Consider the following 11,622-nt stretch of genomic DNA (forward strand, 5'->3'; position numbering starts at 1 on the left):
CCAGCTGTCCTTCCTCTACTTGGCGTGTTCCTTTTTAACTCTCTTGATACCGTACTCTTATTGACACCAATAATTTTCGATATTTCTGTAATAGTTATTTCTGTCTCTAATAATGCAGAGATTTGGTAACTTTGTGACAAGGTCAATTGTTTATAATGTTTCATTCAAAACGAATATAAATATTGAGCCTAAAATAGATGGGGCTAGCCCCATCTATTTTAAATATCCGTGTTGCACTTATGACTTGAACTTACAAATTAAATAGTGTTCTTATTTTATTTTATAACCTTTTATACCAGTGGCACACCCATAAAAATAATCGACATTTTCGACTTCAAATTTCGAATTTCTAAAAATATTATGTACGGCACCAGAGTTCTTAAAGGCTTCAGTATAAACGCCAAGCAGTTTATAAGTTTCCGGATTTCCTAAAAATAGTTTTCCAAAAACAGGAACCATTTTTTTAAGATAAAACATATAAAAAGGAGTTAGCAGCGTCCTATTTGGCACAGAAACGTCGATTAGTGAAAATTTTCCACCTGGCTTTAAAATTCTATTAATTTCAATAGCTAATTTTTCAAGCTGCTTGTTATTAAATGTTTTTAAACCAAAACCAGAAATCACGTAATCGGCAGAGTTGTTGGGAATAGAGTTTTGAAAAATATTTTCTTTTAAAACATCTATATTATAACCTTTATACTTGAGTTTCTTTTTTCTGGCACGGTTAATCATTTCCGTAGAGAAATCTATAGCAATGAGTTTAGAAGTATTGTCGCTATTTTTTAAAATATGTTTCCAACATTCTCCCATACCCGTCATTAAATCGACGGTCGTTTTTCCTTTTTCGATGTTAATTTCTTCAACACATTGCTTTCGCCATCGCTCGCTAAACCCAAAGGAAGTTATGTAATTCATTTTAGAATACGACGTGCTCATTTTATCAAAAAGCTTTTCAACAAATTTAGGCTCATAAATGTCTATCATTACAGAAGTGTGTTAAAAAAGAGCCGCTTATAAAATATCTACAACCGTATACTTTTTGTCATTAAATGTAAAGCTGTCCGTTTTAGATTTTCCTTTTAATAGCATACCGATAGGGGATTGCAACGAAATGGCATAATAGATTTCGTTTTCAATTTCAATTTGGCCTACACTAGTAGATAAGTAAAAAACAATAGATTCGGTTTTAACGATGCTTCCTAAAGCTGCAGTTGTGTGCGTGCTATTAGGGTTTATTTGCGCCAAAAAATCACGGGTTTTAAGGGCTTCATTTAAATAGCCAGCATTCTTTTCGAGATCATTTAATAATTTCCCGTTGCCACCATCTCCATCTTCAGATTCTTTGTCGTTATTTTCAATGGCTTCAGCAAGTAATGCCATTTCATTTCTGTAATCCGTAATGCGTTTTTCAACATTATCTTTACAAGCTTGTAATAGGAGTTTTTTTGTCGTCATTACTAATTAAACAGCAGATAAAGTTTGCGATTTCTCGAATAATTGTATGTTACTTTGTAAGCGTTCTCTTACTATATTGATTAAGCGTTTATTTAAAGCTGAAGAATTTTTAATATAATTAGCATATTCTTCCACTGTAAATAGGCCAATTACTATCCCTTTTAAGGCATTTCGTAATTTCATATCTTTTTGCAGCGCGTTTTCAATATAATGTAGACGCTTTTCTAGTGTTAATTCATAAAATACATTTTTATGTTTCGCAATGTAATTTCTAAAAACTTCCGTAAACAATTCACTTTGAAGTTTTATGATGGGACGAAGTGTTTCATTTTGAAAGCGTTCGCCACTACTCATATTTTTAGTGATTTTAATTGATGATATCACTGGTCTTATCGCTAATAATTGCTCTTTACGTGTGCTCATAATTTCTAAATCATTTTATATAAAAGTACTCACAAAGAGATCTCAATAATTTGTAATAAGATTAACTTGTTAACTGGTTTATGAACAATTATATTTATAGAAAAATTATTAAAAATGAAGATTGGAAGCGTCAACAATCCAGAAAACATTGATTTTATACTCCCTAGAGGACATAGCGATACGGCGAAAACATTGGCTTCCACCAGAAATAATATTGCTCTTAAAGTACACGTGAGTCGTCCAAAATTAAGCAAAGCCGATTTAAAATGACTTTACCCCAAAGGAACAAAAGACGAATTGGCGTATTATTCGTCTCAGTTTAATTTCGTTGAATTGAATACAACGTATTATAAAATTTTTTCTGCTGCACAGTTTACAAATTGGTATGATAATACGCTGGCAAATTTTAAATTCTTCGCAAAATTATTTCAGGATATTAGTCATTCAAAAAGATTAAATGGAGTAGAAGTAGAGGTTGAAGACTTTTTATATAATGCGTCAAATTTAAAAGAAAAGTTAGGTTCTTTTTCTTGCAAATGCACACTAATTTTACGCCAAGTAATTTAACTTGGTACGTGATTTCGTTTACAAATGGTCGAAAGAGATTCCTTTAGTAATCGAATTTAGACATACTGACAGGTACAATAATCCACACGTTTCTGAGGCATTTTATCAACTTTTAGAGGCACATACTATCTCCAATATAATTGTAGATACTGTTGGTAGGCGCAATATTCTGCATATGCAGTTGACTAATTCATCTGCATTTATCCGTTTTGTTAGTGTAACTCATTCTTCTGATTATCAACGATTAAACGATGGTGTAGTAGTTTAACACAATGGAAAACTGAAGGGGTTCAAGACGTAAATTTTTTAATCATCAAAATATAGAAAAAGAAACTGCACTGTTAGCGACCTATTTTATGGCAGAGATAAATAAGGCTATAGGGGGTCAATTAAAAATGCCTAATGGCGGCAGTAACCAAACCTCTCTTTTTTAGATTAATTCTAAAGATTAGATTAATTAAGGTAAAATAAAAAACAAGCACAATTTAATTTTGAAAACGGCGTTATTTTTCAATTAAAAGGAACGATAAACTATAATGCAACTTTAACGACTTGATTTTTAATAGTTTATGATTTAGTTGTATATTGCACCGTTTTAAGAAACAACAAATAAATTTTAATTTAATATAACAAATTTATAGTATATGAATAAACACATCAAATGTAGCTTTCTATTGCTACTTCTTTCTCTAAGTTTTTCCGGATTTTCTCAACAAAAATTGCCAATAGACTGTTTAAATGGTATAGAGAATATTTCACAATTACAAGACACCTCTCTCCAAGATATTTTAAATATCGAAATTAATTCTAACGCTAAATGGAGACATCTAATAGACGCTAAGAAAATGTCTATTGGTATTGTAGATTTAAGTGATGAAACTAATATTAGGTACGCTGGTATTAACGATGAAGATATGATGTACGCTGCGAGTTTACCTAAAATAGCTATCTTGCTAGCGGCAATGGATGCGATTGATAAAGGTGAGCTTAAAGACACTAAAGACGTAAGAAACGATTTGCGATTAATGATTAGCAAATCAAATAATCAAGCCTCAACACGAATGATTGATCGTTTAGGTTACGACAAAATTGAAGCTGTTTTAAGAGCGCCAGAAACTAAACTGTACGACGAGAATGTTGGTGGTGGTCTATGGGTTGGTAAACGGTATGCAGCTTCTGGAAAGCGTCACCCAGAACCAATGAAAGGGTTAAGCCACGCGGCTACAACTAAGCAAGTGTGTAGTTTTTACTACCAATTGGCATTGGGCAATTTAGTAAATACAAAACGCTCTAAGGAAATGTTAGATATTATGAAAGACCCAGCGTTACACCATAAATTTGTAAATACTTTAGATCGTATTGCGCCAACAGCAAACGTCTATAGAAAATCGGGTTCTTGGAAAAATTTCCATTCAGATTCTGCTTTAGTTTGGGGGCCCAACAGAAAATACATTATTGTCGCATTAATAGATGACAATTTTGGCGAACAAATTATTAGAAATTTGGTTGAACCATTGGATAAAGTTTTAAAAAAATCACGTTATTTACTGTAAGAAACTCCAACAGTAAATTAGCAATACGTGTTTAAACAATTAATAAACAAGACATTTGGATTAAGAGATGGTGAAATATACATCTCTTTTTTAATGCAATTGTATGTGTTTTTAATTATCACGGTTTTACTCATTGTAAAGCCTACTGTAAACGCCCTTTTTCTTTCGCGTTTAGGTGCCGAGCACCTGCCTTACGGTTACTTGCTAGTCGCTGGTGTTGCCGTAGCAACCTCCTATTTTTACAACAAAGCGTTAAGAAAATTCTCAATACTTAACATCACCATCATTTCATTAATAAGCTTTAGTGTTAGCTTTCTTTTGCTGAGTTTATTTATCCAATTTTCGTTGTTAAATAATGCGCTTTTATATGTGTATTATCTCGGGGTTTCCCTTTTTGCTGTTATTGCTACCTCACAATTCTGGATTTTGGCCAATATGGTTTATAATGCGCGAGAAGCCAAACGATTATTTGGCTTTATTGGCGCAGGTGCTATAGCGGGTGGTATTTTTGGAGGCTATTTAACCAGTATTATTGTCTCGAATTTTGGTAATAAAATAGTGGTTTTGTTAGCGGGTGTTTTAATCCTGTTTTGTATTCCTATTTTGAAAAAAATATGGAAGCTGCGTATTCGTAAAATGAATATCTATGTTCGTAAACAACGTAAAGTAGATAAAACAATGCCTGAAGACTCTTCCATCATTTTAATATCAAAATCGAAACATTTAACCTATTTAGCCTTAATAACAGGTATAGGGGTAATCATTGCTAAGTTGGTCGATTTTCAATTTAGTGATTTTGCCTATAAAGCCATTAGTGACCCTGATGAGTTGGCGACCTTTTTTGGGTTTTGGTTTTCGACGTTTAATGTTATCGCTCTGGTTTTTCAGTTGTTTTTAACCAATCGCGTACTGAGTAAATTAGGCGTGTCTTCAACATTGCTTATTTTACCTTTAGGTATTGCTTTAGGGTGTTTGTTATTCTTGACTTTTCCAGAGCTGTGGGTGCTAATAATAATTAAAGGTATTGATGGTAGCTTTAAGCAGTCACTAAATAAAGCAGCCGTAGAATTATCGGTTTTACCAATTCCGCTGCTTATTAAAAACCAGGCCAAATCTTTTATCGATGTAGTTGTAGATAGCATTGCTACAGGTGTTTCGGGATTAATGTTATTGTTTTTAATTAGAAGGCTAGATTTAAATAGTTCTTATATTACTGTTATTGTATTGCTCTTTGTCTTTGTTTGGATTATTTTAATTTACAGACTACGTGAAGCGTATTACGAATCCTTCAGAGAGAATATTCAAAGAAATTTATCCCAAGAATCTAATGACAAAAAAATGCAGAAAGGGGATACAACCTTGAGTGTTGCTTTAGATATTTTGAATAATGGAAGTGAAGAAGATATTTCGTCTTTATTAAAACACTTAAGTAGTTATAAATTAAAGAGTTTAAAGTCGAATGTAATTCACTTATTAGAACATTCTTCAACTGCCATAAAAATGGAAGCGATTAAACATTTATATGACTACGATAAAGGAACAGCTTTAAATAAAGTACAACAGTTAGTTTACATTAAGGACGACGCTTTAGTCTTGACTGCTTTAGAATATATATTAAATCATTCGTCATTTACCGAAGAGCATTTTTTTAATAAATATTTGAATAATGGAAGTGATTATATAGCGAGTGCCGCTTTACTTTGTTTAGCAAAAGAAGCTTCAAACAACCAACATCTAGCCAATAAATATCAGTTAGAATCAAGAATACAATATAGGGTAAGACTTTTAAATTCACCCGAAGGTTTCAGTAGAAAAGAAGCGGTCGGAGAACTTTTAATTACTATTGCTTATTCTGGTTTGCAAAAATATTATCCGTTTATATCGGTGCATTTAAACAATCGCGATCCTTTTATTGTAGCGCGCGCTATTGAAGCCGCGGGAATAACAAGTAATCAAAAATATATTGACACATTATTAGAGTTTATTGATGATGTAGAGCAACGAAAAAATGCCATAAAAGCTTTAATAGAATTTGGTCCTAAAATAATTGAGACCATTTTAGAACTTGAGCAAAATGAAACGCTTAAAGATAATATTAAACAACATTTGCCACGCGTTATTGAAGCATTCAAAACCCAGGATGCGGTGAAAGTATTATTTAGATTAATGCGAAGTCGCGATATTGTTATCCGTTTAGAGGCCTCGAAATCATTAATCAAATTAAAAAATAAGAATAGTAAACTGTACTTTAATAAACGCCAGCTTAAAAGCCTTATTATTAAAGAAAGTAAGTACTATAAGTCTACCTTAAACGCGATGATTTCTGTGCGATATACTATAGATGAAAGTTCAAAGACTCTCGATTTTAGCGATAAAGGCACCGAAATTTTATTAGCGCGACAAAGCATTGAAGCGTTACTTAAACAGCAACAACAGCACAGTTTGAAATGTATATTTAAATTGTTGAGTTTGGCCTATTATGAGGAAGATATTGAAGTCACCTATTCCGGATTATTAAGCAATGTTAAAGAGGCCAGAGTTAATGCTTTGGAGTTTTTAGATAACCTAATACAAAGCGATTTAAAGCGTAAGCTGTTTCCTTTAATAGAGCATTTTGTTATAGATGAAGCAGCGTTTGATGCTTCTGTGTTAAATTTGAAACGTATTCCAGAAAAAACATATATAAATAGGCTTCTGAAGAGTAGGGGAAAGAAAATGAAATTAGAGATTTTAAACCTTATTAAGCAACTGGAAGATGTTAGTTATCTCCCAGTAATTCTTCCGTATAAAAAACATAGAAATGAAGAGGTTAAGTTTTTTGCTTACGATACCATACAAAGTTTAGAGAACACTAGAAATTAATTAGTACCACTTTCCTCTGCATCTTCTTTATAAACCTCTTCTCTAACTTCCGTTTTGCTTTCTATATTATTTTTATTGATAATATCATCAATTTTACTAGCTAAATACATATGTGCTCCGGCAGAATTTTTATTCAAAACATTAGACATTAAACACACAATATATTTCGTGCCGTTGGGGTGTTCTACAATAATCACAGAGTTCATATAATTGAAAACGTTTCCGGCATAATCACTACAATTCGGATTTTTATTACGGTCGCATTTGTAAAAACTTCCCGATTTAAAATAAACTGCAGCACTGTCTAAACGGGGCGATCTTGCATACCTAATACGTCTGTCGGTACTATATAAAAGACGTTTCATCTCTAAACTTGTTTCGTGATCTACAATTTCGCCTTGTTCTAGTTTTACTAAGAAAGTCATTAGCCCTTTAGGGGTGCCAATACTGCCCCCTTTGCGACCTACATATTTTTCAGGGCCACGTGTAAAAAGGCCACCCAATCTCCAATCGTCTTCGCTAATTCCCATATCACGCAATGGTTGGTTAACGACCATATTAGCTAAGTTTGTTAAGGAATCTCGGGGTGTTTCTTTAAAAAAAGCCTCCGTTTTTTCCTGATTTAAAAAAAAGTAGTCAGATCCAAATGCGCGCATTAGCATAGCTTCTCTATACACGACGCTCGCTGCGCCATTATTGCTAACAGACGCCATGTGATCTAACCATTCGTAAAGAGAAAATTCATCGCTAGCAACCACACGTCTTTTCGTGAGTTTGTCTTTTTCAATATCGTAAACAGGAATTGTGTGATGGTCTCCTGTTCCCCAATATCCAGAGGTTACGCGCGTATGTTGCAAGTAAAATGCACGTTGATCCCAAGAATCGGGGCACAGTTTACTAAGCTCGGTCATTAAGGCCACGAGAACCGCTAATTTACCAACACTTCCTGGCTGGTAACCTACATCTTCGCGAAAAGCAGCATAACGCAATTTGCCAGGATTACTCATATCTAAGATTGCTGCCGAATACCCGCTACCAGGAAATAGTGCGCGCATTTCTTTTGTAAACGCATCGTCTTCTTTTAGCAATGTGTTAATGCTGTCTTTCGATCGCGATTTTAAATTGAGTTTAATGTCTTCTAAATTTAAATACGCACCCGCAGGAATGCGTTTGTAGGGTACACTATCCACTTGCATTTTTCGTAAGTGATATAATCTGGATATTCCGGTAGACTCATAACCATCGATAGGGTAGGATATAAAACCAAATGATATAACGATGCAAAGTGTAATAGTAATATAAAAAAGGTTTTTCATAATTAAAGTGCTGTGGTTAGTGCTATGTTTCTGTCTACATTAGTACGTGGTGAAATCGAAATTAAGTACTCTGAACTTTTAGCTTGTTTATTTTCTACAAACGGACGGATTTGAAACAACCATAATTCATTGTTTTTAAAGCCAAATTCGACATCAAAAGCGTGCTCCGAAACCGAGTTAGGATCCATTGTTTTTCTAATGCTTTTAGCTAAAGCTTTAATATCTTCTATGTTTTTATCATTTAGAATAGGCGCATTGTACGATGTGTAGTAGGTCTTTGTGCCGCCATTTTCAGGTAAACGGATGTAGTTAGGCTGTCTGGCAGGTGCTAATAATTCTGAAGCGTCTTCAGTAATTAAACGTGTTTCTGCCAATTGTCCGTCGACAGCTCCACCAGCGCCACGACTAAATGCAACCGTTACATCGCTAGTGTTTCCAGAATTGATTCCTTTTGTAATCATTACTCCAGAATAATCAACATCGACACTAGGAATAATTAAAATAGAAGGAAATACATTTTCAGGATTCAATAAATACTTTTGTCTCCACTTAAAACTACGCTCGGTATAGGCCGAAGCCCATACCTGTTTAATACCTTTTAATATACCATCTTCCAAGAGGATATTAAATAAAGTTAAGTTTAACCCAGCGCCTGTAAACTCCTTAAGATCTTCCATATTGGTATCACTTCTTAAAAAAACAGGGACAGTACCAATGCTTCCTTTAAAAGCGTCTTTAAAATTAGCTTTTAAATCCTTCTCAAAAGTGGCGCTTAGCTGCATATTTATAATAGCTTTATGTAATATTCTCAAGTTCTCTAATTGAAAAGCTTCAACCGTTTCTTCATCACTATTTTCTGTGCGCAGCGCTTCAGCTTTATTAAACGTTTCATTTAAATACGACCAATAACTTTTATTTTCGCCGGGCATTTGTTGGTCCATATGAGCTCTAAAAACACCAAACGGAATCACCAAACCTTCTACAACTTGCTCAGGGAATAAATGTTTCAGTTCTCCTAAATTAGCGGCCTTTGGACCGCAAATTTCCCCCGAATTAACAGCTCTCACCGCCCGCATATTTAATACTTCGTTTGTATCTAATTTAATGTTCTCGACAGGCACCGCAATTCTATTTTTTGTACTTTCTTTTTTAAAAAACAGGTCTTTTTCTTCCGAAGTCATATCGTCTTCAAATTTTAAGATAACGTGCCCCTGATTGGACACCGCATAAAACACTTTTTTACCGTCGTATGCTTTTAAATCTTTTAAATTCTCGTACGATAACACCGCATTTGGTATGCCCAAATTTCTAGCTAATAATTGTACGTGAGATACTAAATTACCTTCAGAAACCGTCATAATTCCTGCTATTGGTTTTAAATCTGATGGTGGTTTTTCAAATATATAGATGTTATTGGAGTGTACGCTTACATCTTCAGGGTTGCCATCGACAACCACTAGTTTACCGAACGCATATCCTGGATTTAACCCACGAATAGTGGTTTGGTTTTTAAGGTCTACCACAGCATTGTTAATATTAGAAACTTTAGCGATTAGAACGCCCAGTTTACTCACCTCTTCTCCTAGATTTAAAGAAATACTACTGCGTACTCTATCGTCTATAAAACCATAAGCAAGCGGCTCGAATTTAGTATAGATATTTACCTCATCTTGGTAATTGGCTTTAACCATTGTAGTCGTCCACTCCACAATACTGCGACTCGTATTGAGTATCGCATTTAGTTGTTTTAAATTAGTAGTATTTCCTGAAGTAGTTAAAGTAAATTGAGAGGCGATTGCATAGTATTCCCACTCTTCAATAAGACCGGAACCTAAAGTCGCACAAGCCAGTGTGTTTATTTTATAAAGGTTATCACTTAAATTTGTGGTGTCCCATTTTTGCGCTTCTTTTAATAAAATGTTTTCTAATTGATTGGAGAGGTCTAAAATAGCCAGTCTATTTTTGCTGTACTTAAAATCGGTGATATGTGTTCTAATAGCGTATAACACATTAGAAAGTGCCGATGTTAATTGGTCGGGTGTAGCGTCTTTTGAATAGTTTTTTAGAAATTCTGAAAGACTAGCCGTTGCCTCATTTTGCTCGGTAATTTGAGATAAATCACTTTTCAAATCTTTAAAATCGATTGGCGCATAAAAGGTATGCATAGTTTTAACTAAATCTTCAAAGGCCAAGGATGCTTCTTCAGTAAATGATGTCTTTTTAGATTGAAGATAATTATTAACGAGTCTAATATCTGAGGCTTGTGGTTGCCCGTGAATTTTAATTCTAATATCCATAAAAGAAGGATGGTCTTCCGATAAAATTTTCGACTGACTTCGCATTAATTGTGCGATATTATCATCGCCATTGTGCGGAATATCTTTTAAACTTTGGCGTAACAAATAGTAATTTTGAATAATAAATTCATCATCCGCTACTATGTTAATAAAGAAGTCTTTACCCCAGGCTTCTTCATCCTCAGATTGAATGGCACCACGATAATATTGTGCTTTACGTAACACCCAACCATTATCGACACTACTTAAATAATTACCGATTTGATATTGCTTTAAGCGGCTATAATTGGCATTACGATCTAAAAAGTCATTCGGTTTTAAACCACCTAAAATCTCACCAAAAAACAAATGATTAGCACGTCTTAGTTGAAGGGCAGACGCTTTAAAACTGGCGTGCTGTATACCGCCTCCAATGCCATCTGGACACGGATCTTTAGGCTCTCTTTCGGTTCCATCTTCACAAAACCATTTAATGCGATGGTAAGGCCCGCGCAGATCATTTTTGTAAGAGGTAATGAGCTTTGACACCTCTTGAGGCGGCAATTCTTGAGAATACGTGAAAGACGGATAACAATTAAAAATGAAAAGGAGTACTACTAATTTAACAGTATTCATAGAAAGCATTATAACGGTTAGTATTTGTATTAAAAATACAATATTAAACGATATAAATATATGGGAATATTACAAATGCGTTAATTATTAACTCTTTTACTAAAAAGAGAGCACCGAGACCTAATAAATTCCTGTAATACGTTCTACTTAATTGTTAATATTTTAAAGACACTGTATATTAGTGTGCTAAAGGCTTGAAATATTTAACGTCTGCGTAAAATGTTCCAAACGGCAATAAAGAGCACAACAAAATAATGAAAAATGACGTATTATTCCATTTGTACTTAGAACGTAAAAAAATAGCCAAAGCCACGTAAGCAACAAATAGTAAACCGTGTGGCATACCTAATAATTTAACGTATTGCGGATCTTCTGCAAAGTATTTTAAGGGCGTTGCTATAAATAACAGCAGGATGTAAGATAATCCCTCTAAAAGTGCAATAATTCTAAACGTGCTAAGCATAAAAAAAGTTTTTTCAAATTTAATCATATCGACTGATTGGGGCAAGTGTTTTTAAGTTGTTTTTCAATTTG

12 protein-coding genes are annotated in these 11,622 nt (G+C 33.9%); 5 read left to right on the plus strand and 7 right to left on the minus strand.

The annotated features are described in order from the left end of the window. The 4 genes from ES677_RS05945 to ES677_RS05960 all read right to left on the minus strand — a co-directional run. Positions 1–164: helix-turn-helix domain-containing protein (locus tag ES677_RS05945; protein ID WP_148380732.1), on the minus strand; the 164-nt coding region annotated here is incomplete at its 3' end. 106 nt (positions 165–270) lie between these two features. Next, on the minus strand, positions 271–984 hold the full coding sequence (locus ES677_RS05950) for a class I SAM-dependent methyltransferase (protein WP_148380733.1): 714 nt from the start codon (positions 982–984) through the stop codon (positions 271–273). A gap of 27 nt (positions 985–1,011) precedes the next feature. Next, positions 1,012–1,455, minus strand: coding sequence for a hypothetical protein (locus ES677_RS05955; protein ID WP_148380734.1), 444 nt, complete (start codon positions 1,453–1,455; stop codon positions 1,012–1,014). A gap of 6 nt (positions 1,456–1,461) precedes the next feature. Further along, a complete protein-coding gene (locus ES677_RS05960; RefSeq protein WP_148380735.1) occupies positions 1,462–1,878 on the minus strand; it encodes a glyoxalase in 417 nt (138 codons plus the stop codon). A 114-nt stretch (positions 1,879–1,992) separates the two neighbouring features. Between ES677_RS05960 and ES677_RS15645 the strand changes: the two genes are divergently transcribed. The 5 genes from ES677_RS15645 to ES677_RS05975 all read left to right on the plus strand — a co-directional run bounded on the left by ES677_RS15645 (position 1,993) and on the right by ES677_RS05975 (position 6,860). Continuing rightward, on the plus strand, positions 1,993–2,148 hold the full coding sequence (locus tag ES677_RS15645) for a hypothetical protein (protein WP_246124380.1): 156 nt from the start codon (positions 1,993–1,995) through the stop codon (positions 2,146–2,148). A gap of 63 nt (positions 2,149–2,211) precedes the next feature. Further along, positions 2,212–2,445, plus strand: a complete 234-nt coding sequence (locus ES677_RS15650) for a DUF72 domain-containing protein (protein ID WP_246124381.1) — start codon at positions 2,212–2,214, stop codon at positions 2,443–2,445. Between the two features lies 1 nt (position 2,446). Beyond that, complete coding sequence (locus ES677_RS15865) at positions 2,447–2,713, plus strand: DUF72 domain-containing protein (protein WP_394349291.1); 267 nt, start codon at positions 2,447–2,449, stop codon at positions 2,711–2,713. A gap of 376 nt (positions 2,714–3,089) precedes the next feature. Continuing rightward, entirely contained in the window at positions 3,090–3,998 is a 909-nt protein-coding gene (locus ES677_RS05970; RefSeq protein ID WP_148380736.1) for a serine hydrolase, read from the plus strand. 27 nt (positions 3,999–4,025) lie between these two features. Beyond that, on the plus strand, positions 4,026–6,860 hold the full coding sequence (locus ES677_RS05975) for an Npt1/Npt2 family nucleotide transporter (RefSeq protein WP_148380737.1): 2,835 nt from the start codon (positions 4,026–4,028) through the stop codon (positions 6,858–6,860). Here the strand turns inward: ES677_RS05975 and ES677_RS05980 are convergent. The 3 genes from ES677_RS05980 to ES677_RS05990 form a co-directional block, all read right to left on the minus strand. Then, complete coding sequence (locus tag ES677_RS05980) at positions 6,857–8,176, minus strand: serine hydrolase (protein ID WP_148368998.1); 1,320 nt, start codon at positions 8,174–8,176, stop codon at positions 6,857–6,859. The genes ES677_RS05975 and ES677_RS05980 overlap by 4 nt on opposite strands. 2 nt (positions 8,177–8,178) lie before the next feature. After that, positions 8,179–11,088, minus strand: a complete 2,910-nt coding sequence (locus ES677_RS05985) for a PEP/pyruvate-binding domain-containing protein (protein ID WP_148368996.1) — start codon at positions 11,086–11,088, stop codon at positions 8,179–8,181. Between the two features lie 178 nt (positions 11,089–11,266). Further along, a complete protein-coding gene (locus ES677_RS05990; protein WP_148368995.1) occupies positions 11,267–11,551 on the minus strand; it encodes a DUF3817 domain-containing protein in 285 nt (94 codons plus the stop codon). Between the last annotated feature and the right edge of the window lie 71 nt (positions 11,552–11,622).

The organism is Bizionia gelidisalsuginis (assembly GCF_008086185.1).
Lineage (GTDB): Bacteria > Bacteroidota > Bacteroidia > Flavobacteriales > Flavobacteriaceae > Bizionia > Bizionia saleffrena.

What these genes read in the sequence shown, in the direction of transcription:
- ES677_RS05950 (WP_148380733.1), bottom strand. Translation starts at nt 984, where the DNA reads ATGATAGACATTTATGAGCCTAAATTTGTTGAAAAGCTTTTTGATAAA.
- ES677_RS05955 (WP_148380734.1), bottom strand. Translation starts at nt 1,455, where the DNA reads ATGACGACAAAAAAACTCCTATTACAAGCTTGTAAAGATAATGTTGAA.
- ES677_RS05960 (WP_148380735.1), bottom strand. Translation starts at nt 1,878, where the DNA reads ATGAGCACACGTAAAGAGCAATTATTAGCGATAAGACCAGTGATATCA.
- ES677_RS15645 (WP_246124380.1), top strand. Translation starts at nt 1,993, where the DNA reads ATGAAGATTGGAAGCGTCAACAATCCAGAAAACATTGATTTTATACTC.
- ES677_RS05970 (WP_148380736.1), top strand. Translation starts at nt 3,090, where the DNA reads ATGAATAAACACATCAAATGTAGCTTTCTATTGCTACTTCTTTCTCTA.
- ES677_RS05980 (WP_148368998.1), bottom strand. Translation starts at nt 8,176, where the DNA reads ATGAAAAACCTTTTTTATATTACTATTACACTTTGCATCGTTATATCA.
- ES677_RS05985 (WP_148368996.1), bottom strand. Translation starts at nt 11,088, where the DNA reads ATGAATACTGTTAAATTAGTAGTACTCCTTTTCATTTTTAATTGTTAT.
- ES677_RS05990 (WP_148368995.1), bottom strand. Translation starts at nt 11,551, where the DNA reads ATGCTTAGCACGTTTAGAATTATTGCACTTTTAGAGGGATTATCTTAC.